The organism is [Clostridium] polysaccharolyticum (assembly GCF_900111595.1).
In the GTDB taxonomy this organism is placed as follows: domain Bacteria; phylum Bacillota; class Clostridia; order Lachnospirales; family Lachnospiraceae; genus Clostridium_AI; species Clostridium_AI polysaccharolyticum.
The window spans coordinates 58,156-83,420 of sequence record NZ_FOHN01000008.1 but is presented as its reverse complement, the minus strand read 5'-3'; the positions used below and the strand labels follow the sequence as shown (position 1 = coordinate 83,420).

Sequence of the window (25,265 nt, the reverse complement as noted above, 5' to 3'; positions counted from 1 at the left end):
AAGGCCTACAGGTCACCCCTGTAAGCCTTTGCTTTTTTACTGATTCTGTTTTGTTCCTGATGTTACCTTTTTTTCTGTAATATTTGCATTATCCTCTACAAACTTCACTACTGCATCTCGAATTACAAGCTGTAATGCGTAATCATCACCATATGTTTTTGCAAATTCTTCAACTGATTTCGCACCATACTGTTTTGCAATCTCTAATTCCTTTTTGGCTTTTTCATCTCCTGTTGGAATCAGATTTTCTTTTACTGCTACGGCATAAGCAACTACTGTCTGTTTTACAGAATTTTCAGAAGTCTCTTTCACCTGCTGGTTGAACTGTTCTTCTGTTACTTTAAATGTATTGGTAATCAAATCTTCAAACTTGATATTATTCTGTTTTGCATAATCTTTATAATAATTAATCATAGAATCTGAACGTGCCTGAACAAGATCCTTTGGAAGCTCTTTAAATTCAGACGTTTCTACAAGTTTTGTTAAAATATCTGCCTGAAGCGATCTTTCTTCCACATCTTTTAATCTCTGTTCTAATTCAACACGAATCTGTGCTTCATATTCTTTCGTTGTATCATATTCTGTAATAGAACGTACAAACTCATCTGTCCATTTTGGCACTTTCTTTTCTCCTGAAATATAATTAATTGTTACATCAAATGTAGCATCTTTTCCTTTTAATTCATCAGCACCGTAATCTTCTGGGAATGTTACATTAATTGTAACCGTTGTTCCAACTTTCGCACCAATTAAACCACTTTCAAAACCATCAATATAACTATGAGAACCAATTGTTAATGACTGGCCTTTTGCTGAACCATTGTCAAATGGAACACCATCCACTTTTCCAACATAATCAATGTTAACAGTATCTCCGTCTTTTACAGTTCCTTCTTTAATCTGATTTACAGTAGCATGTTCTTGTAAAATCTGATTAATTCTGTCCTGCATATCTTTATCTTCAACCTGCCCTGTTTCCTTAGTCAATTCCATTCCCTTGTATTCACCGAGTGTTACGCATTTTGCGTACTTCACAAGATCCGTTGTCTTACTTTCAGTTTTTGTTTCTTTCTTTACATTTTCTCTTGTTCCTGAACAGGCAACAAGTATCACAGACATGCATGTAAGCAAGCATAATAATTTCTTCTTCATAACTAACCTAAACCTCTTTCTTCATTCTTTTGTCTTTGCATAGTCCATCATCTAAAACTGTCTGCCTTAATATAATGCAGTTTTTCCGTTTTTCTTTCCTTGCACTTTTTGCTTCCAAGCCTAAATCACCAATGATGGCATCTGCAGCTTTAACTAATACTGAATCTGTGCATCCATTGCCATACTGATTATTGAACATTTTAAAATCATCAATATCAGCAAGCCCTATGGCATCTTTTTCTGCCAAACATTCCTCTGTCCCAATGCAATCTATGGTTTTCTCCCATACTTTTCCGATCCAGCAGCTTTGTTAAAGGATTATGACATGATAAAAAGGTAAGTTCCTTGTTCTTCTCTTCTAATTCATTCCAGCTTCGATCTGCTCCCTGACAAGCAATAAACGCAATTACCATCATGGCAAATATACAAGCAGCTGAGTTCATGAGCATCACAATGAACTCTATAAGGAATCACTAAATAGGCAGACAGGCTCCCAATAGTACAGAATCCATCCTATTGCACTTATATGCAATACCTGCAGCAGCTCCACCTAACGACAGAATCCGTTGCCCCTCCACATATACAAACGAACAGAAAAACATGACAGACATACCTCTCCACCTAGTATAATACAAATAAAATTATCAAGCAATAAAAAAAGCTATTTTCGAGCGAAATGCAGCTTTTACTGTACCATCTCAAGTTCCTCTATTTCGCCTATCTGCACTCCTCTTGGTCTGACTGCTGATGAGAACACAATCTGTGTCTGTGTATTTCCGAACTGAGCCAGCCTTCCAATAAAACTATCCAGCTCCTGTGTACTTGGAAATGCCACTTTTAAAAGCATAGAATACTGTCCTGTTACACAGTAGCATTCTAACACATTTGGGCACGAACTGACAAATGGATAAAAAGTAGCCTTTTGTTTTGGTGTCATCTCCAGATTAATAAAAGCAATAATGTGGAATCCCAGCTTTTCTTCATCTATTTCCGCCTGGTAGCCTTTTACATATCCTTCCCTTTCTAATCGTTCTATACGAGAGGATACTGCTGGTGAAGATAAGAAAACCTGTTCTGCTAGCTGTTTCAAAGAATATCTTGCATTTTTCTGTAATAACCCTATTAATTTTAAATCAATTGCATCCATTATTTTTCCCTCCTGAATATGTATCTGAAAAAGATCAAAAAAAGGCACATGGTTAATAAAACCAAGTGCCTCGTTGCACAATCAAACTATATTTTGTATTATACTATTACTTTCCAATGTTTACAAGAGTTTTTTTTAATAAAATTAAGTTTCTATTAAATTTTCTATAAATTTTTCCATTCTTCCTTGTTTCCAGCTTACTAATTATGGTATAATGGCAAACAGTGGTTTGAAGGTTGACACGAAAGGAACGAGATTCATGAGGTTTCGCTTAAAAAATTATGCACACGCAAAGGTATTCCTATATTTAATTGTATACTTTATTTGGTTTATACTATTAGAACAGCATAATAACAGGCAATTTAATATGATGTATTGCAAAATAGATGACTACATCCCTTTTCTGGAAGTTTTTGTGATACCTTATATTCTATGGTTTGCTTACATTTGTGTAGCTGTCGGATATTTATTGTTATTTGAAATAAAAGACTTTTATCAATGCACTGCTTTCTTATTTGCTGGAATGACTATATGTCTTATCATATATACTGTTTGCCCAAATGCACAGGCTCTAAGGGTTGATTCATTTCCAAGAAACAACTTATGTACCAGGCTAGTTAAAATGTTTTATACAGCTGACACCTCTACAAATGTGTGTCCAAGCATACACGTATATAACTCCATTGGAGCACATATTGCTGTCTGGCGCTGTAAGAGCTTAAAAAAACATCCTATTATACAATATGGCTCTCTTATACTCATGATATTAATCTGTCTTTCAACCATGTTTATCAAACAGCATTCGTTCATTGACTTTATCTGTGGCATAGGACTTGCTGTAATAATGTATGTTATTATATATAAAACAAAGCTTTTTTCTAAACTGAAATAAATAAGCATACATATAACAGCATGAGGTTTATAGTAACTTATGAATCTTTTCAACATATGTGTCTATTCCTTTCTAGTCAGGTATATTAATATAACACGATTATAAAATTTTAAGGCTGCTACACAAATTAAAATCATGTAGCAGCCTTTCTTTTAGCTGAATCCATATATTTTTCTTGAAATATGATATCCCATAACGATAATTCTTCTTCCCGTCCAGCTTGTCATCTGCATGGATTTACCCAGAAAATACTTATTTACTTCCTGATATAAACGTTTGTTTTTCTTTTCCAGATATCTCCAAAGTTCTTCTTTCTTCTGAAGACTCTCTTGTGAACCATCCTTCACTAAGAATACAGTACTTACTGTAAGCATCATTACTAGATGTTTTACCATATAGTTTCTTAATTTCTTATTTTTAATTTTTGTCAAATCATGACAGTCAATCATAAATTTATTTACTCGTAACTGCTGGTCAATACGTCCCATCATTACTTTTTCATTTACCGACTGATCATCTCGTCCAATAAAATATCGATAGAAGTCTACATTTAGGTAATAAATATTTTTCACATATGGTAATGGATAATAAACAAATATGTTATCCACATAGAAAGTATGTTTTGGCAATGACAATCCACAATCTTTCAGCATTTTAGTCTGATAGATAACAGAATGCATTAAAATATTCTGGCTATTACGGAAGTGCTTTGTTTCAGACCATCCAAATAACCGTCCTTCAGGCAACGCTCCCTTATAATCAATCACTTTCCGTTTATTCAAACTGACTTTTTCATATACATAATTCGAGATAAGCATATCTAGCTTCTCTGAATTTACGACCATCTCTCTTAAAACGGAAAGAATCTTACTTAACGCTTCCTCGTTTACCCAGTCATCACTATCTACTACTTTAAAATAAAGGCCAGTTGCATACTTTAAACCAGTATTGACAGCTTCTCCATGTCCACCATTTTCCTGATGAACTGCCTTAATAATATTTGGGTACTTCCCTTCATATTGTTTTGCAATTTCTAAAGTCCCATCCTTAGAACCATCATCTACGATAATTATTTCAACGTCATCTCCACCTGATAATAATGTCTCAATAGCATGGCTCATATAAGCTGCCGAATTATAGCAAGGTATTGCTACTGATAATAACTTCATTTTCATATCCTCCCTAATCCTAAGCATCTGTGCTAATCTATAAGCAATTTACTTATCTATCATTATATCCTTTTGCCTCGGTATTATTAACACATATGCATCCCTACTATTATAAACTTATTTTCCAAATGTGAAAAGCACTTTTTCACATTTCATATATTCTAATTTTGTAAATGATTGAACTATTTAACACAATATGCTAATATCATACACAAGAATGCTTTTTATATCAAACAAAGAGAGGAGGCAGCATTGCTTATTATCATATGGGAATCAAAATAATTATTTGTGATGAAGATCGAATCAGCTTAAAAATTAATATAACTTATATGGAAGAATTCAGTCAGAAGTACAAAGTTCCTACGGAAGTCTTATCTTTTGACCGGATAGAAGATTCCTTTTACCAGTACATAAGCGAAAACACAATTGATATTGCTCTTTTAGATATGAAATTCAAGAATTGTGATGGCATATTTCTTGCTAGGGAAATTCAAAAGAAAAATCCTTGGGTTTCCATTATTTTCATAACAGAGAAGACTGAACACATGTTAGAAGCCTTTAATCTTCTTGCTACGGGTTTTATTCTAAAACCAATTAAACAGCTTCAGTTAGAAAAGCTATTTGCCCGTTCTATTATACAGGCACAGTCTTTTAGGAATAGGCGCTTCGGCAGCAATATTGACTTTACCGTAAATAAAACATCTGTTTCCATTCAGCAGTCCTCTATTTTATATCTAGAAAAACTGAATCAGAAAACAAGAATCCATACCAGCCACAAACATTATGAAACCTACGAGACTTTAACTTCAATACAAAATCGTCTGGAAACCACTTTTTTAAGGGTTAATCAAAGTATTCTTGTAAACCTGCTGCAAGTTGGAGCTATTGAGCAAAATGAGATTTATTTAAAAACAGGTGAGCATTTTCGTATCGGACGGTCCTATATAAAAAAGGTGAAAGATACATTTTCCAAATATCCTTATGTTTATTTATAAGTATCCAAAAATATAGTACATACAAATTCTTAAGAATCCCTACCAAATTCTTAATGTAAAAATACATTTCTGGCATAAAAATAAGAAATAAGCACGGATTAATATATTTCTCTTTCTTTTCATTGCATTTTTTTGGAATATGTATTAAAATAAAATTAAGCTTAATAATAACCTTTTCATAAGGAAAAAATTAGAATTGCCCTTTTAATTTTTTATTAAGCCCCCTTTTAAAATTTTCAATGTAAAGAGGATTATGTTCGCACACACATAATCCTCTTTTTGCTTTCTCTTATATATTATAATCTTTCAATTCCTTCTTCTGTTACTCTGGCAAAAATTAAAGCAGCCTTTTCCTGTTTTGCCTCTGGGTCGATGGTATATGCAGCACGGAATAATTTTTCCCCTGTTTCAATCATTTCAAATGAAGAAGAATACAAGGTTCCCAACACATCGCCAGCTTTTACAGAATCTCCTGTTTTCTTGCGAAGAAGAATCCCCGCATGGTAATCAATTGTGCTTTCTTTTGTTTCTCTGCCTGCCCCTAAAGCTACTGATGCCACGCCGATTTCTTCTGCATTTATATGTGAGATTACTCCTGAACCTTGTGCAATTACATCATAGAAATATTCTGCTCTTTCAAATTTGCCTGTATCTTCAATGACTGATACATCGCCACCCTGTGCTTTGACCATATCTTTTAATTTTTCCAGTGCTGCTTTACTGCTAATAGCCTCTTTTACCTTACTTCTGCACTCTTCCAAAGTACCTTTATCTGCAAGATAAAGCATATTGGCAGCAAGCTCACAGGAAACCTGTGTTAAGTCTTCTGGTCCATTGCCATTTAAAACATCTACTGCTTCTATTACTTCAAGAGAATTGCCAATAGCATTTCCTAGTGGAATATCCATGTTGGTAATAAGCGCAGCTATCTTTCTTCCTGCACTTGCTCCTATGTGAACCATTTTCTGAGCAAGTGTAATGGAATCTTCAATTGATTTCATAAATGCACCACTTCCAGTTTTCACATCAAGAAGGATACAGTCGCTTCCTGCGGCAAGTTTCTTGCTCATAATGGAAGCTGCAATTAAAGGAATGCTGTCTACCGTAGCCGTAACATCACGAAGAGCATACAGCAGTTTATCTGCCGGTGCTAAATTCCCTGACTGTCCAACAACACTTATTCCAGCCTTGTTTACTATATCAAAGAATTCTTCTGTAGGAATTGCCACTCGAAAACCTGGTATAGATTCCAATTTGTCAATGGTTCCTCCTGTATGGCCTAAACCTCGCCCAGACATCTTGGCAATCTTCACTCCACAAGCTGCAACAATCGGTGCAATAATCAATGTTGTTTTATCACCAACACCACCTGTACTATGTTTATCTGCCTTAATTCCCTGAATTGCTGATAAATCAACCATATCCCCCGAATGAGCCATTGCATTGGTAAGTGCACTCAGTTCTTCGTCGGTCATTCCTCTAAAATAAACTGACATTAGAAATGCTGACATTTGATAATCTGGAATATTTCCTTCTACATATTCCTGAATCATCCACTGAATTTCTTCTTTGGACAACTCATATCCACATTTTTTCTTTTCTATCAAATCATACATTCTCATGGCCTTTATCACTCCTTACGGTAATCCAACTATTTATTTATCAACAAGTAAGTTTCCAGGACCAAAACCTAGAGGCAAAATTTCTTCTAATGTAAATTCCTTATAGTCATCTGGCCCTTTGGCTAGAATTACTTTAAAATCTCTTGGACTACAGAATTCCATCATTACCTGACGGCATACGCCACATGGTGGACAATAATCATCCAGTATTCCTTTCCTGCCCCCAACAATAGCAATTGCCTCAAATTCCCTGACTCCTTCACTGACTGCTTTAAAAAATGCAGTACGTTCAGCACAGTTACTCGGTGTATACGAAGCCGACTCAATGTTACATCCTGTATACACTTTTCCTTCTTTGCTTAGTAAAGCTGCAGCAACCTTAAAATCAGAGTATGGAGAATAAGAAAATGGCAAGGTATCTATTGCAGCTTGAATTAATGCCTTTTGATCCATACAACATCTCCTTTTTAATAACCTGTAGCTTCCTCATTTTTAAGAATCTTAACAATTCTGCTAGTTCCTAACCTGGAAGCTCCCAAAGAAATAAATTTTTCTGCATCTTCTAATGAAGAGATTCCACCTGCTGCCTTAATCTTCACATTTGGACCAACATGCTCTTTGAAAAGAACAATATCTGCAAATGTCGCTCCGGCTGTGGAGAATCCAGTTGATGTTTTAATAAAATCCGCCCCGGCTTTCGTAACAATTTCACACATTTTGATTTTTTCTTCTTCTGTTAAGAGACAAGTTTCAATGATAACTTTCAAAATGTTATTGCCACATGCTTCTTTTAATGCACGGATCTCATTTTCAATTTCATCGTACTTTTTATCTTTTAAAAGTCCAATATTTATGACCATGTCAATTTCAGAAGCTCCATTTTCAAGTGCATTCTTAGCCTCAAAAACCTTTACTTCTTTTGTACTGTAACCATTAGGAAAACCGATTACCGTACATACTGCAATTTGCCCCTTCACATATTCTGAAGCCCGTTTTACATAGGAAGCAGGAATGCAGACAGATGCGCATTGATATTTAATGCCATCATCACATATCTGCTTAATTTCTTCCCAAGTTGCAGCCTGTGTTAGTAATGTATGATCCACCATACTTAAAATTTCTTGATTTTTCATCTGGACATCTTCCTCCCTTTATTTTATCTTTGACCTTTCTGATATGGTTCTCCATCCGCCTTTGGCGCTACTGACTTGCCAACAAAAAGAATTAAAATAATAATTGTTATTACATATGGAAGCATGGAAACGATTTGTGATGAAATATTAAAGCTGCTTCCTCCAAGGATAATTGCAATTGCCTGAGCAAAACCAAATAATAAGCAGGCACCATAAACCCCCTGAGGTTTCCACTTGCCAAAAATAACTGCTGCTAAAGCGATAAATCCTTGTCCACTAATTGCAGTAGGTGTAAAGTTAGAAATAATCGCAAGTGTTACAGATGCACCTCCAAATCCAGCCAAAACACCAGATATAACTACACAGATATAACGTATTTTCTTAACACTAATTCCTAATGTATCTGCTGCAGCTGGATGTTCTCCCACTGCTTTTACTCTTAATCCCCAAGTTGTCTTAGAAAAAATAAACCAGCAAAAGATAGCAATAACCAATGCAATAATTACGGTCACATCTACATTTAAATAATTTAAATATTTATTACCAACGTGGCCTCCAAAAATTTTTGGAAGTTTTCTAGGAACTGTAGGTGTATTAATTGCACCGAATACCTGACGTGCAATGAAATAAGCAAGTCCCGCACCTAATAAGTTAATGGCAATACCAGATACTGTCTGATCCGCTAACGCTTCAATACTCGCAATAGCATGTAATAAGGCAATTAATCCGCCTGCTAAACCTGCCGTTAAGAAACCAAGCCAAGGGTTTCCTGTATGATAAGCAACTGCAACTCCAGTGGCTGCACCTACTCCCATCATTCCTTCAATACCAATATTGATAACTCCAGAGCGTTCCGAGATCATGCCTCCCAAAGCTCCAAATACAAGTGGAGTAGAATACATTAAAGTAATGCTGATAATTAATAAAATTGTATTAAGCACGTCCCTCACCTCTCTTTGTCAATTTGTCTGCAATCATAGGTACTAATCTTGATAAGGCAATAAAGAATACAATGGTGCCAATCATAATATTGATAATCTCCGATGGTGCTCCGATTTCTGACTGAATAGAACCTCCGCCATAGATTAATCCCGCAAATAATAATCCAGCAAAAATACAGCCAATTGGTGAATTTCCAGCAATTAATGCAACCGATAATCCATTAAAACCATAGTTTTCAAATGTGCCTAATGTAGAAATTTTATGGGAAACACCTGTCACCATTAATGCTCCTGCAAGGCCTGACAAGGCTCCTGCAATTAACATGGCGTGAAGTATGTTTTTTCTCACGTTGATTCCTGCAAATTCTGCTGCATGTTTATTAAAACCAACGGCACGTAACTCATACCCTTTACAAGTTCTTTTTAAAATAACAGCTACAATAATAGCAACTGCTATGGCAAATAAAATCCCAATATTCATATCTGTTTTATAAATCAGTTCTTTCAGTGTATCATTTTCTTTTAAAACAGCCTTTCCTGCATCTGACTTCTTCCATGTATAGATAAAATCGAATGCCTTATCGCTGATATCTTTTGTTGCCGTTGAGTTTGGCTGATGAAAACGATTTGTGCTCACAATAAAGTTACAGAAATAAAATGCAATCCAGTTCAGCATAATTCCAACGATAACTTCATGAATTTCATACTTTGCCTTCAAATAACCTGCAATTGAACCATAAATAGCACCAGCAGCCATACCTGAAAGGATAACCAAGGGATATAGAATAACTCCTGGAAGTCCTGCTGCAAGAATACCAGCCATAGTTGCTGCAACTGTACCTATAACGTATTGTCCTTCCGCACCAATATTAAACAATCCTACTTTAAATGCAAAGGATACACTGACACCTGTAATAATAATTGGTGTAGCCTTTATAATTACATTTGCTATATACTTCGGCTTCGAAAAAATACCTTTAAATAAAATGCCAAAGGCTTCAAAAGGATTATACCCGGTAAAAGCTAATATTAACATTGCAACTACAAACCCTAACAGAATTGCAATTACAGTTGCTGTAATCTGCTTTTTCAAAATCTTATTCAGTTTTTCCATTCTCATTCCCTCCAGCCATTAATAAACCAATTGTCTGTTCATCTACTTCACCTTGTTTAAATTCTCCTGCAATATGACCGTCGTAGATGACTGCGATTCTATCGGATACGTTCATAACTTCATCCAATTCTAAAGATATAAGAAGAACTGCCTTTCCAGCATCTCTTTCTTTTACCAGCATCTTATGAACATACTCAATCGCACCAACATCAAGACCTCTAGTAGGCTGTACGGCGATTAGCAAGTCTGGCTGATTGGCAATTTCACGTGCAATAATCACCTTTTGCTGATTACCGCCTGATAAACCACGAACTAACTGTTCTTCACAATTATCTGGTCTTACATCATACTCTTTAATCAGGTTCTTTGTGTGTTTCAGTATCTGATCTCTTCTTAAAAACCCTCGTTTTGAGAACTCTGCTTTCTTATAATTTTCAATAACTGCATTTTCTGCTACTGTAAAATTAAGAACCAGTCCTCTTTTCTGTCTATCTTCATGGATAGTTGCAATCTTATGGTTAATTACATTCTTGGGCGTAGTATTCTGAATTTCTACCCCATTCATTTTAATAGTTCCTTTTTTTACTTTAGTAAGGCAAGTAACTGCCTCTATTAATTCTTTCTGGCCATTTCCATCAATCCCAGCAATACCAACAATTTCTCCACGTCTTACTTTTAAGGACAGGTTTTTAACAGCCTCAAGCTTTCTTTCATTTTCAACTACCAGATCCTTAATTTCAAACACTACATCTTTTGGATTTGCCTCTTTTTTGTCTACCACAAGTTTTACTGCATGGCCAACCATCATATTGGCAAGTTCTTCTTCTGTAACGTCTTCTACTTTTACGGTATCAATGTATTGTCCTCGTCTTACGATGGAACATACATCCGAAGATTCTTTAATTTCTTTTAATTTATGTGTGATAATAATAATGGTTTTTCCATCTTCTATCAGGTTGTGCATAATCTGAATTAAATCTTCAATTTCCTGAGGAGTTAATACCGCTGTGGGTTCATCCAGAATTAGGATATCAGCACCTCTATATAATGCCTTTAAAATTTCAACCCTCTGCTGCATTCCTACTGATATATCTTCAATTACGGCGTCAGGATCAACCTCTAACCCATATTTTTCAACCATTTCATTTATTTTTTCTTTGGCTTTGTCCATGTCTAGAACTCCAAGCCCTTTTGTAACTTCGTTACCTAAAATGATATTCTGCGCAACTGTGAAGTTTTCTACAAGCATAAAGTGCTGATGCACCATACCAATTCCACTGCTTATTGCAACATTAGGATTTTTCATTGCCACTTCTTCGCCATTAATATATATTTTTCCGTCATCTGCTTGGTATAGTCCATATAAAATATTCATTAATGTACTTTTACCAGCACCGTTTTCTCCTAGAATAGCATGAATTGTACCTTTTTTAACATTTAGTTCCATATTATTTAAGGCAGTAAAATTACCAAACCTTTTCACGATTCCCTGCATTTGAACTGCATAATCTTTACTTATATTCACACTATTGTTCCTCCTGTCTATCTGCTTTGTTCATAACAATTGTTTATCACGTCTTACTCTTAATATGCCGCAACCTGTGATGTATATTCAAAAAGTGCCTGCATCTTCCCACACGCAAGTCACCCCGAGCAGCTGTACGCAGCAGCTAAGCCATATCCCCACACTGACCGGGGTCATTTGCGCATGCCCCATAAGGCACAAAAAGCTGTCATACAGCTAACCAGGTTAGTTGCATAACAGCTTTTCTTTATATTTATTGATTGAACGCATCAAATGTATCTTTATTATATGGTGGTACAATCTTTCCAGCTGTTATCTCATCTTGAAGTGCCATTGTTTTCTTGTAAACCTCTGGATCCATGTTTTTGTTTTCTGCAGGTATTCCGACACCTCCGTCAGTTAAACCGTAATTGAACACTTTTCCACCGATTTCTTCACCGTTCATACATTTTTCAGAAATATCTTCAACAGCTACATCAACTCTCTTTAACGCTGATGTCAAGACATAATCTGGAGATAATACGGATTGATCGGAATCAACACCAATAACAAACTGTTTTTCTTCTTCAGCAGCTTCAATTACACCAATTCCTACACCGCCAGCAGCATGGAATACGATGTCACATCCGTTTGAGTACATGCTTTTAGCAATAGCTTTCCCCTTTGCAGAGTCAGAAAAACTATCTGCATACTGAACTTCAACTTTAATGTCTTTACCAAGTTCTTTTGCAGCATGAGCTACACCAGCACGGTATCCGAATTCAAACTGATCAATAATTGCACTGCTGATACCACCAACAAATCCAACAGAATCTGTTTTTGTTGTAAGACCAGCTACATATCCAACTAGGAAAGATGAATCTTGGGCATTAAATGTAACACAAGTAACGTTTTCAGGAACTTCTTCATAAGCATTATCAACAATAGCATAATTTACTTCATCGTTCATTTCAGCTGCTTCTAAAATCGCATTAGCCATAGCAAATCCAATTCCCCAAACTAATTTATTTCCTTCATCTACCTGCTTGTCCAAGTTAGAAGTATAATCTGTTTCCTGAGTAGATTCCAGATAACTAATTTGTGCACCAGTTTTTTCCTTCAGATTTTGTAAACCTTCCCATGATGACTGATTAAAGGACTGGTCATTGACACCACCAGTATCTGTTACCATGCTTACTTTAAAATCAGACTTGGATGCAGTATCTGTTACCTTAGGTTCACTTTTCTCATTACTGCTTGAATTATCACCTTTGCTTCCACATGCAGTCATAGAAACAGCCATTACTGCCATCATCATAATTGCCAAAATTTTCTTTCTCATGTACGCTCCTCCTTGATACCTTCAATATAACTTTAGTTTACTAATAGAACACATTCAAATTTAGCACAAAATGCAGAATTAAGCAATGAAAATTTTTTTCTGACAATTGTGGTATTTAATTCCACGATGCCAATTACAAAGGCAGCAAAAAAACAATTTAGCTCCAGATAACTTATACTATGCAATTATGCTAACTCTAAAGCTACTTCCATCATATTTCTAAATCCAACTTGTCTTTCTTCTGCTGACAATTCCTCACCAGTAAATAAATGATCGGAAATTGTAAGCATGCAAAGTGCTTTTTTGCCTAAACGTGCGGCATTCATGTATAATCCTGCTGCTTCCATTTCAACTGCTAACACGCCCATCTTCTTCCATGTAAGTTTAGCATCCTGATCATCATCATAGAACGTATCGGATGACAAAATATTGCCGACTTTCACTGGAACATTTAATTTCTCTGCTGTATCTACTGCCTTACGTAACAAATCAAAGTCTGCAATAGGAGCAAACGTTCCTGGCAAATGATACTGATGAGCAAAATTAGAGTTTGTAGATGCTCCCATGCCAATTACTAAATCACCAAGTTTTAAATCATCAGAATATCCACCTGCTGAACCAATACGGATGATATTTTCCACTCCATAAAACTGGTATAACTCATAAGAATAAATACCAATAGAAGGAATACCCATTCCGCCTCCCATAACAGAAACTTCTTTTCCTTTGTAAGTTCCTGTATAACCAAACATATTACGGACAGTATTAAAACAAACTGGGTTTTCTAAATAAGTTTCAGCGATAAACTTCGCACGTAATGGATCTCCTGGCATTAAAACTGTTTTTGCAATTTTTCCTGCTTCTGCAGCGTTATGTGGTGTTGACATAAATCATTCCTCCTGAATTTACATAATCTCTGATAATATAGATGTTCCTTTTACTTTACTTGGAATCTCAAAATAATCCAAAATTGTTGCAGCAATATCTGCAAAAGATTCTCTTGTTCCAAAGTTTGTTCCTCCTTTAATTTTACTTCCGTAAATTAATAAAGGAGTGTACTCACGTGAATGGTCTGTTGAAGGTGTACTTGGATCACAGCCATGATCTGCTGTAATCATCAAAATGTCATCTTCTCTTAGCCCTTCCATAATAGCCGGCAAATGTTCATCAAAATAGGATAGTGCATTGGCATAGCCTTCTACGTCATTTCTATGTCCATAAAGCATATCAAAATCCACTAAATTAACAAAACAAACTCCTTCAAAATCCTGTTTTGTGTATTCAATGGTGCGTTCAATTCCTTCTGCATTTCCAGAAGTACGAACCATTGAACCAATACCCTTGCCAGCAAAAATGTCATGAATCTTTCCAACAGCAATTACGTCTTTACCTGCTTCTAAAAGCTGATCAAGCATTGTTACTCCTGGAGGAACTAATGAGTAATCATGGCGTCTAGGAGTACGTGTAAAGTTCCCTGGTTCGCCTACAAACGGTCTTGCAATTACACGGCCTACCCCATATTGTCCTGTACATAAATCCCTTGCGATTTCACAGTAACGATATAATTCTTCAATTGGCACAATTGATTCGTGGGCAGCAATTTGAAATACACTATCTGCTGATGTGTATACAATTAAAGCACCTGTCTTCATGTGCTCTTCACCGTAGTCACGAATGACATCAGTACCCGAATAAGGCTTATTACATAATACCTTTCTTCCTGTAGCCTCTTCAAACTTGTCTAGAAGTTCTTTTGGAAAACCATTTGGAAAGGTAGGCAATGGCTGATTGGATATGTGTCCTGCAATCTCCCAATGACCAGTCGTCGTATCTTTTCCTTTTGATACTTCTGTCATTCGTCCATATGCACCATTTAATGAAACGTCTTCTTTGCACCAGTCAGCATTGCAAGGCGATACATCAACTCCGTCTATATTTAAAAGTCCTAACTTCTTCATATTTGGAATATAAAACCTGCTGCTTGTGGAGCAAGCTTTAATGGTATTGCTTCCTGCATCACCAAAGCTATCCGCATCAGGCATTTCACCAATTCCAAAACTATCTAAAACAATTAAAAATACTCTTTTCATATGAAGTACGATACCTCCTGACTACCCACTAAATTAATTGCTCTGGGTTTAAACATTTTAATTCATCTACTACAAATAGTCCATCTTTCCTAATGAGTACATCATCAAAATAGATTTCTCCACCACCGAACTCTGGTGTCTGAATACAGACCAGATCCCAATGTATAGCGGAATGATTGCCGTTTGGTGCATCATCATAACTATTTCCTGGCGTAAAATGAAAAGAACCCATAATTTTTTCATCAAATAAAATATCTTTCATTGGTGTTGTAATATAAGGATTTACACCAATTGCAAACTCACCAATGTAGCGTGCACCATCATCTGTATCAAAAATAGCATTTATTCTTTCTGTGTCATTTGAAACTGCATTTACAATTTTACCGTTTTCAAAGGTCAACGTAATGTCCTCAAATATAAATCCTTGATATAAAGATGGAGCTGTATAGTGAAGGACTCCATTTACGGAATCTTTTACTGGAGCTGTATAGACTTCTCCATCTGGAATATTCATTTCGCCTGCACAAGGAATTGCCGGGATATCTTTAATGGAAAATGTAAGATCCGTTCCATTTCCTGCAATTCGAACCTTATCTGTGCGGTTCATGTAGTTTACTAAGTTCTCCATTGCTTTACTCATTTTAGAATAATCCAGATTACATACTCTAAAATAATAATCCTCAAAAGCTTCCAAACTCATGTTGGATAACTGTGCCATTGCATAGTTCGGATAACGCATTACAACCCATCTTGTTGTCTTAAGACGAACTTCATGGTGTACTGGTGTCATATAATATTTATCATAGAGTTTTCTCTTTTCATCAGGAACATCCGATAATTCTGCTGCATTTTCATTTCCTCGGATTCCAATATAACAGTCCATAGCTGACATTTCTTTTGCATCAATTTCCGCTCTTAACTGCATCTGTTCTTTTGTACAGTTTAACATAACTTCCCGAAGTACCGTCTGATCCTCAAAATGAGGAAATGGCACTCCACCTGCTACATATATTTCTTTTATTAACTGCCTGGCTAAATCTTTTGTATCACTGCCCACATAGTGAATGTAGACTTTATCTCCTGATTTTACAGCCATAGAATAGTTTACTAAGTTTTTCGCTAATATTTTAATACGTTCATCCATTTCCTGTATCCTCCTAATATACATTACATTAATTCATGCAAACATTAAATATATAACCATTTTCCTTAAACATATTATCTGCATTTGTTAAAAGCATGGTTTGAACTACATTGGCTGCTGGATCATAATATTTCACATAGTACTCATCATACCCCACTAAAAGTACTGCCTGTGTCTTTGACTTCATTGCAATTACAGGAAAACCTGCACTTACATAGTAAAGTGCTTCATCTAAGTTACACCCTGTCAGATTATAAGTGCTTCCTTTAAATCTGCTGCGTAATATGTCGTAGATAGACTCACTCATTGATGAAATCTTTTCTGCGTTAACGGATACTCCGTTGAAATCCAGTGTAATTGTGATACAAGCACCTATTGAATCCACACTTTGAGTGGACGGAATCTTTTTATAGGTGTTAATCGTATTACTTAAGAACTTACCACCTCGTTCCCATACAATTCGATAATTATTATCCATAACAGCCCCCATTACGCTGTCAGCATTCTGAATTGCCAAAGAAACATCTGTATAAGCACCTGTAATTGTACCATAACCAAAAACATAGTATTTTTCCAATCTAGATGCTGGCTGTTCTAATACTAATGTTGTACTTGTTGTTATAATAGTATTCCTGGTACTTTTCTGTTTTGGAACAGACTTCATAGCCACACTGGAAGGAAGGGTAATAAAATACTCTTTCATTGCCTTTTGGGACTGCTTATGGGTGAGTAAAAAACCTTGTTCACCAACTTCTATATTGTTGATGATACTGTCACTCTGTACTGGTGCATATCCAAGGACGGAATCTGCAGAGCGGCGTACTCGATTCAAAGTAATAACATTATTATCAACGGTAACACTGCTTACGAAAATGCCATTTCTTTTATATGCTTTTAATATTTCTCCATTTCCCTTACATATATTCACCTCATAATATGGTACAATCTGTTCTCCCTGCTTAGTAGTCCTAATAGCACTGGTTTTCACTTTTCCCAAAATAATATTGCCATCACTGCTTCCCAAAAGGGAAACATTTTCTTGCTTTTCTGCCTCGATGGTCTTTATTTCTTCTGTTTCCATATTCAGTATAGTAATTTTCTTGCTTTTTTTTGGATTGCCTGAATCCTGCCATGCCAGAAATCCTTTGCTAGCCAATAATATAATGTCATCATCAGAAACATCAGATGCTATGGTTTTTATTTTTCTTGACGCAATATTATACGAATACACCTGGTTATTTACAGCAAAGTAAAATACTCCGTTAGAACTTAAATATCCATAATGGTTTAAGTCTTCTTTAAGCATTTCATAAGTAGTCTCCATTGGGATATAAACAAGTTCCTCAATACGGTTTTCTGAAGCATGGAACTTGTAGAGCAGAACTGCTACTCTGCCTTCATAGTCTCCACGGTTTAAATATCCATAAACCATAAAGTCAATATTTCCTTCTTCATCCATATTGATAATGTTTATATCGTAATGACTATAACCACTTCTTTCATAATCTTTCTTATTCGTAAGGAAACTGAACACCTTAACGGCTCTATTTTCAACGGTATCGTAATACCATAACGCCCCTTGTCTCACAAAGCAAAGTTTTGTTTCATCTTCTGTGTAATTAAGCTTCATGCTGGTATCATTGGTAATACCCACTTTTAAAACCTTCTCCTTTACTTCGGCTAAACTGCTGTTAAATACTTCTTCCATCTTTCTCTGAAATCCAAGAAGATACATCCTGCCATTGGCATAACGTATTCTGATATATTCATGAACGTAATATAAATCATCCACGTCTCTTCCTGTATTGGCCTTTACATAATATTCATATACAACAGAAGCTGTCTCTCTTGTATATTCGGTGAACATTGGTATTGCTTTTGATACAGCCTTTGGCTTTAAATTGCCCCAAGCAATGTTGTTCACATCTGATTTTATATCTACATAGGCTAAGGTGGAATCATCTGATTCACCGTATTCTAAATAGGATGCGTACTGCTCCATCTCTTTTCTATTAAAAGTCGCTTTATGGAATTTTTGTACAAAATCTATTTTTTCTTTAAAATAGGATTCATCTGAATAAAATTTTAGCCTTGTATAGTAGTGAATCTTACGTCCCTTATCTGTAATGGCAGTAAGTTTCATAGCATACTCTTTTCCCTGCTGATAGCTTTCCAAAAGTGCCACTTTTACATATCTGCCTTTATCATTTTTCTCTATGGAACTAGTTGAATCCGCTTCAACCACTTCACCAGAGGATACAAGTCTAGTTTCATATTTAATTTTTCGAATTACATTTTGTTTATCATCTAAACGAAATATAAGTTCTTTTGAGCCATCCATATACGTCATGGATTCTCTTACGTTTACAGCACTTAAACTGCTTCTGTAACCATGCATTTCATTTACTATCTTGTTTCCATTCTGGACATATAATAGTGGAAATGTTGCATTTCCCATTTCTACTGTTGTATGAAAATTAATGGTTACATCTTTCATATAACGCTGCATAAACAGAGTCGATGCAACAAAAACAACAAATAAAACCACACCTCTATACACGTGTTTCATGATACTTCATTCCAATCTTTTTATCTTTCCTTTCAGGATTTAAACCTAATAACGCACCTAAAGCTGGCTGCACATGGAGAAACTCCACTAGTCTTTCATAATCCTGTGGCGTTTTTTTCTTGCCGCTTTCTTGTTTTACTGCTCGAATCAGAATATTTTTAGGAGTATGTTCCATATCTATAAACTCCAGTATCTGAGTCCTGTAACCATTGCACTCTAATAATTCTGCCCTCAGTCCGTCGGTAAGCAGTGCAGAAATACGTTCTTTTAACAAGCCATACTTTAATACTGTCTCTAATTGTTCACATTTTATCTGCTGGTTAATCTCATGCTGACAGCAAGGTACGGATAAAATAACTTTTGCATCCCATAGAATTGCTTTTTGAAGGGCAAAGTCTGTAGCTGTATCACATGCATGAAGTGTTACGACCATATCCACTTTCTCAAGTTCTTCGTAATCAGAAATATTTCCATGCAAGAACTTCAGTTTATCATATTCATATTTACTGGCTAGGCGGTTACAGGTGCGAATTACGTCATCCTTCAGATCCAGTCCTATGATGTTAATATCATACCTTTTTAACTTCTTAAAATAATAGTAAAGGGCAAATGTTAAGTAAGATTTTCCACATCCAAAATCCAATATTGTAAGTTCCCTGTCTTGCGGAAGTTCCTCTACTATATCCTCTACAAATTCTAAAAATCTATTTATCTGTCTGTACTTATCGTATTTCGACTGTACAATTTTTCCTTCCTTAGTCATTACACCTAAATCTACTAAAAACGGAACTGCAGTTCCTTCTTCTAAAATATATCGTTTTCTACGGTTATGTTCAAAAATAGGCTTTGGAAGTTCCTGTTTCAGCTTGGAAGCTTTCAAGGTCATTTTTCCTTTTTTGCTAAACAATGCAGTTACCTGCTCTTTTGTAGTACGTATGACAACCTGCTTGAACTTTACTACCGCATTTTCTTGTTCTTCTATTTCATATCCTGTAATAAACTGCTCTAATAATTTTATAAAATCTTCTCTATTATAATTCTTATGGTACACTTTTGTTCCCTGATAACTTGTCACCTGAAACTTTGTCTGCTCTTTTACATGAACCGCCCGGACTTTTACCTTTTTCATCTGTCCACTGCCCTGTGCATTACTAATGATAATATCCACAAGGTTTTCATCTATATATGCTGATAATTTCTCTACATCCTTCACTTCCATCTATCTACCGTTCCTTTCTGTTTCATTTTAACTATTTTTATTGGAAAGTGCAACGATAATATATTTCACAGTTCTTATCTTTTTTCATATACTGATAGTAAACAGCATTAAGGAGTACTTATGGGTTATCTAGATTATGACAATGAATTACACGCAGAAAGCATAATTCAGGATGACAGCAATTTTAAGCAAGTAGAAAACATGCTTGCCTACAACAAAGATGTTGAATACATGAAACGGCAGTTTCCAGAGCCTTTACAAGCCATCCAGATTGTGATTGATGATGAGTGTGATCAGTTAGAATACAGTGGAAGCGTCATGTTTGATGAATTTCCTGATAAAACGCATTTAGGAATGATTGTAGATAAAATTCTGTTACGTCTTACCCCTTCAGAGAATGATAATGAAGATAATGGCGAACTAAAGAGTGCCTCTCTTGACATTGAAACCACTACCACTCGTTCTTACTGTCCAGATGATGCAATGCTAGATTGTGAAGAAGAAATGGTAGAAGCAACGGAACTACAGGCTTCAGGATGGGGTGCATGGGGACCTCCTCCACCTCCTAAACCTTGGGGACCTCCTCCTAGACCTTGCTTTGGCCCTCTTTGCCCTATTGCCAATAGACGCTGTGGCAGCGGAAGATGGTGTCCTCCTGTTCCATTTGCCCACTACGATAATAAGGGAAATCCAAACTGGATGCGGCACTTAGTTGAAAATATGCTTTTTAATGAGATGAATTATCGACGTAGCAGGTATCGAAACCATCATTTTTAAGCTAAAGCAGCTGCCACATCATCTTTCTATTCTGGTGGTGTGGCAGCCTCGTGTTTATATTATATCCAACTTAATACCTTCTAGTTCCTCTTCCAATTGTATTAGGCGAATATTCCATTTACCTGATTCTTTTAATTGCTTTTTTATAGCTATGTACTTCTCATTATTTAGTATGCGTGTAGCTTTCACTGCTGCATATTCCATATCTCTTCTACATAGGTCTAAAATTTTTTCTAAGTCTTCAATATCATTATCTTTCACTTTCACACTTTTACTCATTTTATCAACTAATTTTTCTATTAATTCAATTAAATGCTCACAAATCTGCACTCTAGGAGTAATTACTCTATAGTTCTGGTGAACATTTGCCCCTTTCCAGTTTAATCATCTTGCCTCACCATCCTTACATCCATATCAATAATTTTCCTTTCCGTACTGTCTGGGTGAAGCATTTTAACAAGTTCACTATAAAGCCTTAGCACTTCTGTCCTTTTTTTCCTCATCAACTGCATCAGAAAATTCAATCATCATTTCTTTATATCTTTCCGTTTTACACTCTACGTTCATTTTATTTTCTTGGATTTCTTCAATACTCCATCCTTCAAATGTTCCATCTTCTAATGGTACATCTTCATTTTCCAAATCTAATAATTCACTCTGCTTCAAACTCTGTATGATGAATGGTGAATGAGTTGATACAATAAACTGGCAATTTGGAAATGTACGCTTTAAGTCTGCTACTATTGTTTTCTGCCATTTAGGATGTAAATGTAAGTCTAATTCATCAATTAAAATTACAGCTTCATCTTCTAACGGATTAATACTCGTAGGATTCGCCATAGCTAAACGCTTTGCAATGTCCGAAACTACTGCCAAAACCGCTTTGTATCCTCCACTAAGCTGTTCTATTCTTAGATCCTCTCCACTCTCATTCGTAATTACCATTCGTGAAGGATTAAGTTCTATTCTTAGATTCCTATAGCCTGGTATCATGCTAGAAATAGCATCTCTAACTGCATTTAAAGGAACATTCTTATAATCTTTCTGATGCCTTAATTCCCTTAATTCAATATCCTCTTCCTTCTTAAACCATTCATAAAAACCCCGAAAATTATTTGTATTATCAAAACAGCTTTCCAAAGCATCCTCCATCGTATAATCTCTTATATGTCCCCTTCTAGGTACTTCATTAAATACGCGGTTAGTTCCATAATATAATATCAGTGGTAAATGTTTTTGTTCTCTTTTTTTTATAAAGGCATCTTTCAATAATGTCTTTTGCTGCTTCTCTTCTTTCAAATTTATTGTTTCATCATATTCAGTAATTGCTGTAATACGCTTCTTATTTAATAACATGTATTTTTTTCCATCTATTTCAGCTTCTGTTGAAATCGTTGTCCATCCGCATTCATATTTTATATCACTATCTTTTAAATCACAATTCTTTACTGCCTTACTATCTATAGAACGAATTATTGGCACAAAACTTTTCGTAATCGCTTCTAAAAAAGATGTTTTTCCAGCACCATTGTCTCCAATTAATACCGTAAACTGCTTCACTTTATTTTGAACATCTGTAAAAGTAAGCTTTTTACTAGACAAACTGCGGAAATTCTTTAACTCTACACTTCGTATTTTCACTTTTGCCTAACCTCCCATAAAATACTTTTGTGCTACACATTACTTCAATTCATTATATCAAAACATTATATCTTTTCCAATACCATATACTCCCCTATATAATACTCAAAACAAGCCACAAAACTTCTCTCTCCGACTGTTTTGCGGCTTGTCTCTTTTAATAATCCTCATTTAAAACAGGTGTTGCCAGACACAATTTCGTCTTGTCTTCCTGTTCGTTATAAGTCACTACTACATTAATATTAATGCGTTTTCCAGATGCCTTAATATAATCCTTTACCATATTTGTATATCCGTAAACAGCATAGTAGTTATCTGCCTGAATGGAGTCTACTCTTTTTGCCTGCAAGCTTCGCAGTAACTTCTCTACTTGCCGGTTCCTTTCTTTTTCTGACATCTGCCCTTTATAATTTCCTGTAAATTTCACAACACACTGATAGTCTTTTGCTCCCCATGAAGAAACATATTTTTCTATATCCTTCTTGGCTTTCATAACATCAGAAAAGTCATCTGTCATTTTAGTCTCAAGCAATACAAAATGATGATAGCCATTCTCTTTGCCTTCTTGCATTTCCACTGATATGAATTCAATTACATTTTTAGATTTCTTTGTATATTTCTCAATTTTCATATCTATTGTATGTTTCCCTGTTTCAGTGACAATTTTATAATTTCTTAGGTTTATTTCCTGTGCTAAGCTTCTAAGTACCTCTTCCTTCTGATCGCTAAGTATGCTGCCTGTTCCATAATCTACAGCCAGATTTAGTTTACTTTCCTCTATGTTCGTATCCGTATCAATAAAGGCATCCATAATATTTGTATCCTTTTTGAAAATACGATTTACTAATAACTGTGACATAACCACAATCCACAGAATACCTACTATATAAATTGTCGTTCTTATTTTCTTGCTCATAAAAAACCTCCAATTACCAGCTTGCTTATTTAAAGCATTGCCAATAATTGGAGATTTATTCGTTTTGTTTTCTATTATAATCCCCTACGGTCACCTAATTCGATACGAATTAAGGCTTTACGTAGAGCCATTTCCGCTCTAGGATAATTGATATCACCTTCACCTCCAGCTAATCTTCTTTCTGCACGGATTTTTGCTTCATTGGCACGGTTAACATCGATTTCATCTGGCCATTCACATGCTTCTGCTAAAACAGTTACACGGTCTGGCAGGATTTCAACAAAACCTTCCAATAATGAAGCCTCTTTCACTTCACTGTCCTTAGTAATCTTCATGATACCAGGTGCGATAACAGCTGTTAGAGGAATGTGTCCTGCTAAAATACCAATATCACCTTCGCTTGTTTTTAATTCGAGAAAATCTGCTTCTCCTTCAAAAAATATACGGTCTGGAGAAATGACTTTCACTTTGAAATATTTATTATCCGCCATGGACTCCCTCCGTTCCTACTTTACTCTTGCAAGAACGTCGTCAATATTACCAGCATTTAAGAAATAACTTTCTGGAATATCGTCGTGCTTACCTTCTAAGATTTCTTTGAATCCTTGAATTGTTTCAGAAATAGGCACATACTTCCCTTCCAGACCAGTAAACTGTTCTGCAACGTTAAATGGCTGAGACAAGAATCTCTGAACCTTTCTAGCACGAGCAACTAAAAGCTTATCACTTTCAGAAAGTTCGTCCATACCAAGAATTGCAATAATATCCTGTAATTCTTTATATTTCTGTAAAATCTCCTGTACTCCACGAGCAACTTGGTAATGTTCTTCTCCAACTACGTGGGGATCCAGAATACGGGATGTAGATTCCAATGGATCTACCGCAGGATAGATACCTAACTCAACAATAGAACGTGAAAGTACTGTTGTCGCATCCAAGTGGGCAAATGTTGTCGCTGGAGCTGGGTCAGTTAAGTCATCTGCTGGTACATATACAGCCTGAACAGACGTAATAGAACCACTCTTTGTAGATGTAATACGTTCCTGTAAAGCACCCATCTCTGTCTGTAATGTTGGCTGATAACCAACGGCACTAGGCATACGTCCTAAAAGGGCAGATACCTCGGAACCAGCCTGAGTAAAACGGAAAATATTATCAATGAATAAAAGAACATCTTTTCCACCTTTATCACGAAAATGTTCTGCCATTGTAAGGCCTGTAAGACCTACACGCATTCTGGCACCAGGTGGCTCGTTCATCTGGCCAAACACCATTGTTGTTTTATCAATAACTCCAGACTCAATCATTTCATAATATAGATCGTTACCTTCACGAGTTCTTTCTCCTACACCTGTAAATACAGAATATCCACCATGTTCAGTAGCAATGTTTGTAATTAACTCCTGAATTAATACTGTTTTGCCTACTCCAGCACCTCCAAATAAACCGATTTTACCACCTTTTTGATAAGGGCAAAGTAAATCAACGACTTTAATACCTGTTTCCAGCATTTCCGTCTCTGTAGACTGCTGGTCAAAAGCAGGTGCCTTTCTATGAATTGGGTCATGGGCAACTTGTGGAGCTGGTTTGTTATCAATAGGATTGCCAAGTACATTAAACATACGTCCTAATGTTTCTTCACCTACCGGTACGGAGATAGGAGCACCTGTAGAAACTGCTTCCATTCCACGAACCAGACCATCTGTAGGTCCCATGGCAATACAACGTACTGTATCATCACCAAGATGCTGCGCTACCTCAACAACTAAAGTATCTCCACTTTTTGTTTTGATGTCTATGGCATCATAAATTTCAGGAAGATTACCTTCTGTAAATTTAATGTCTAGTACCGCACCAATAATCTGAGTGATTTTACCTACATTAGATTTAGCCATACT

25 protein-coding genes are annotated in these 25,265 nt (G+C 35.8%); 2 read left to right on the top strand and 23 right to left on the bottom strand.

Features of this window, described 5'->3' with window-relative positions:
* Nucleotides 1-36 precede the first annotated feature (36 nt).
* The 6 genes from tig to BMY85_RS06995 form a co-directional block, all read right to left on the bottom strand.
* Nucleotides 37-1,152, bottom strand: a complete 1,116-nt coding sequence (gene tig / locus BMY85_RS07020) for a trigger factor (protein ID WP_092477562.1) — start codon at nucleotides 1,150-1,152, stop codon at nucleotides 37-39.
* A gap of 7 nt (nucleotides 1,153-1,159) precedes the next feature.
* Nucleotides 1,160-1,399: a diguanylate cyclase domain-containing protein gene (locus BMY85_RS07015; protein WP_092477561.1), complete on the bottom strand. Its 240-nt coding sequence runs from the start codon at nucleotides 1,397-1,399 to the stop codon at nucleotides 1,160-1,162.
* Nucleotides 1,368-1,604 carry a hypothetical protein gene (locus tag BMY85_RS07010; RefSeq protein ID WP_143066341.1) on the bottom strand — a complete coding sequence of 79 codons (237 nt, stop codon included), beginning with the start codon at nucleotides 1,602-1,604 and terminating at the stop codon, nucleotides 1,368-1,370. Before BMY85_RS07010 ends, BMY85_RS07015 begins: the two co-directional genes overlap by 32 nt.
* A gap of 21 nt (nucleotides 1,605-1,625) precedes the next feature.
* Complete coding sequence (locus BMY85_RS15560) at nucleotides 1,626-1,763, bottom strand: hypothetical protein (RefSeq protein ID WP_177180677.1); 138 nt, start codon at nucleotides 1,761-1,763, stop codon at nucleotides 1,626-1,628.
* A 74-nt stretch (nucleotides 1,764-1,837) separates the two neighbouring features.
* Nucleotides 1,838-2,299 (bottom strand): Lrp/AsnC family transcriptional regulator, encoded by a 462-nt coding sequence (locus tag BMY85_RS07005; protein WP_092477559.1) that lies wholly within the window; start codon nucleotides 2,297-2,299, stop codon nucleotides 1,838-1,840.
* A gap of 1,044 nt (nucleotides 2,300-3,343) precedes the next feature.
* On the bottom strand, nucleotides 3,344-4,360 hold the full coding sequence (locus tag BMY85_RS06995) for a glycosyltransferase family 2 protein (protein WP_092477557.1): 1,017 nt from the start codon (nucleotides 4,358-4,360) through the stop codon (nucleotides 3,344-3,346).
* 266 nt (nucleotides 4,361-4,626) lie between these two features.
* Between BMY85_RS06995 and BMY85_RS06990 the strand changes: the two genes are divergently transcribed.
* Complete coding sequence (locus tag BMY85_RS06990; protein ID WP_092477556.1) at nucleotides 4,627-5,355, top strand: LytR/AlgR family response regulator transcription factor; 729 nt, start codon at nucleotides 4,627-4,629, stop codon at nucleotides 5,353-5,355.
* Between the two features lie 296 nt (nucleotides 5,356-5,651).
* Here BMY85_RS06990 and BMY85_RS06985 read toward each other — a convergent pair whose 3' ends face one another.
* From BMY85_RS06985 to BMY85_RS06930, 12 genes are all read right to left on the bottom strand, one after another.
* On the bottom strand, nucleotides 5,652-6,977 hold the full coding sequence (locus BMY85_RS06985; protein WP_092477555.1) for a pyrimidine-nucleoside phosphorylase: 1,326 nt from the start codon (nucleotides 6,975-6,977) through the stop codon (nucleotides 5,652-5,654).
* A 33-nt stretch (nucleotides 6,978-7,010) separates the two neighbouring features.
* Nucleotides 7,011-7,430, bottom strand: coding sequence for a cytidine deaminase (locus BMY85_RS06980; protein ID WP_092477554.1), 420 nt, complete (start codon nucleotides 7,428-7,430; stop codon nucleotides 7,011-7,013).
* A 14-nt stretch (nucleotides 7,431-7,444) separates the two neighbouring features.
* Nucleotides 7,445-8,110, bottom strand: coding sequence for a deoxyribose-phosphate aldolase (deoC, locus tag BMY85_RS06975; RefSeq protein WP_092477553.1), 666 nt, complete (start codon nucleotides 8,108-8,110; stop codon nucleotides 7,445-7,447).
* A gap of 23 nt (nucleotides 8,111-8,133) precedes the next feature.
* Nucleotides 8,134-9,051, bottom strand: a complete 918-nt coding sequence (locus BMY85_RS06970) for an ABC transporter permease (RefSeq protein WP_092477552.1) — start codon at nucleotides 9,049-9,051, stop codon at nucleotides 8,134-8,136.
* Nucleotides 9,044-10,165 carry an ABC transporter permease gene (locus BMY85_RS06965; protein ID WP_092477551.1) on the bottom strand — a complete coding sequence of 374 codons (1,122 nt, stop codon included), beginning with the start codon at nucleotides 10,163-10,165 and terminating at the stop codon, nucleotides 9,044-9,046. The genes BMY85_RS06970 and BMY85_RS06965 overlap by 8 nt, the downstream gene beginning before the upstream one ends.
* A complete protein-coding gene (locus tag BMY85_RS06960) occupies nucleotides 10,149-11,660 on the bottom strand; it encodes an ABC transporter ATP-binding protein (protein WP_177180682.1) in 1,512 nt (503 codons plus the stop codon). Before BMY85_RS06960 ends, BMY85_RS06965 begins: the two co-directional genes overlap by 17 nt.
* A 283-nt stretch (nucleotides 11,661-11,943) precedes the next feature.
* Nucleotides 11,944-13,011, bottom strand: a complete 1,068-nt coding sequence (locus tag BMY85_RS06955; RefSeq protein ID WP_092477549.1) for a BMP family lipoprotein — start codon at nucleotides 13,009-13,011, stop codon at nucleotides 11,944-11,946.
* A gap of 185 nt (nucleotides 13,012-13,196) precedes the next feature.
* Complete coding sequence (gene deoD / locus BMY85_RS06950) at nucleotides 13,197-13,898, bottom strand: purine-nucleoside phosphorylase (RefSeq protein ID WP_092477548.1); 702 nt, start codon at nucleotides 13,896-13,898, stop codon at nucleotides 13,197-13,199.
* An 18-nt stretch (nucleotides 13,899-13,916) separates the two neighbouring features.
* On the bottom strand, nucleotides 13,917-15,101 hold the full coding sequence (locus tag BMY85_RS06945; protein ID WP_092477547.1) for a phosphopentomutase: 1,185 nt from the start codon (nucleotides 15,099-15,101) through the stop codon (nucleotides 13,917-13,919).
* A 28-nt stretch (nucleotides 15,102-15,129) separates the two neighbouring features.
* Complete coding sequence (locus BMY85_RS06940; RefSeq protein ID WP_092477546.1) at nucleotides 15,130-16,245, bottom strand: aminopeptidase; 1,116 nt, start codon at nucleotides 16,243-16,245, stop codon at nucleotides 15,130-15,132.
* 28 nt (nucleotides 16,246-16,273) lie between these two features.
* Nucleotides 16,274-18,814, bottom strand: coding sequence for a hypothetical protein (locus tag BMY85_RS06935; RefSeq protein WP_092477545.1), 2,541 nt, complete (start codon nucleotides 18,812-18,814; stop codon nucleotides 16,274-16,276).
* Nucleotides 18,798-20,033 (bottom strand): class I SAM-dependent methyltransferase, encoded by a 1,236-nt coding sequence (locus BMY85_RS06930; RefSeq protein WP_177180676.1) that lies wholly within the window; start codon nucleotides 20,031-20,033, stop codon nucleotides 18,798-18,800. The genes BMY85_RS06935 and BMY85_RS06930 overlap by 17 nt, the downstream gene beginning before the upstream one ends.
* 120 nt (nucleotides 20,034-20,153) lie before the next feature.
* Between BMY85_RS06930 and BMY85_RS06925 the strand changes: the two genes are divergently transcribed.
* Nucleotides 20,154-20,810 (top strand): hypothetical protein, encoded by a 657-nt coding sequence (locus BMY85_RS06925; RefSeq protein WP_092477544.1) that lies wholly within the window; start codon nucleotides 20,154-20,156, stop codon nucleotides 20,808-20,810.
* A 54-nt stretch (nucleotides 20,811-20,864) separates the two neighbouring features.
* On the opposite strand, the gene BMY85_RS06920 is transcribed toward BMY85_RS06925, so the two are convergent.
* The 5 genes from BMY85_RS06920 to atpD form a co-directional block, all read right to left on the bottom strand.
* Nucleotides 20,865-21,077 (bottom strand): hypothetical protein, encoded by a 213-nt coding sequence (locus tag BMY85_RS06920; RefSeq protein WP_143066340.1) that lies wholly within the window; start codon nucleotides 21,075-21,077, stop codon nucleotides 20,865-20,867.
* 198 nt (nucleotides 21,078-21,275) lie between these two features.
* Entirely contained in the window at nucleotides 21,276-22,451 is a 1,176-nt protein-coding gene (locus BMY85_RS06915; protein WP_092477542.1) for an AAA family ATPase, read from the bottom strand.
* 157 nt (nucleotides 22,452-22,608) lie between these two features.
* Nucleotides 22,609-23,367, bottom strand: coding sequence for a YwmB family TATA-box binding protein (locus tag BMY85_RS06910; RefSeq protein WP_092477541.1), 759 nt, complete (start codon nucleotides 23,365-23,367; stop codon nucleotides 22,609-22,611).
* A 74-nt stretch (nucleotides 23,368-23,441) separates the two neighbouring features.
* Nucleotides 23,442-23,858, bottom strand: coding sequence for an ATP synthase F1 subunit epsilon (atpC, locus tag BMY85_RS06905; protein ID WP_092477540.1), 417 nt, complete (start codon nucleotides 23,856-23,858; stop codon nucleotides 23,442-23,444).
* 15 nt (nucleotides 23,859-23,873) lie between these two features.
* Nucleotides 23,874-25,262, bottom strand: coding sequence for a F0F1 ATP synthase subunit beta (atpD, locus tag BMY85_RS06900; protein WP_092477539.1), 1,389 nt, complete (start codon nucleotides 25,260-25,262; stop codon nucleotides 23,874-23,876).
* Between the last annotated feature and the right edge of the window lie 3 nt (nucleotides 25,263-25,265).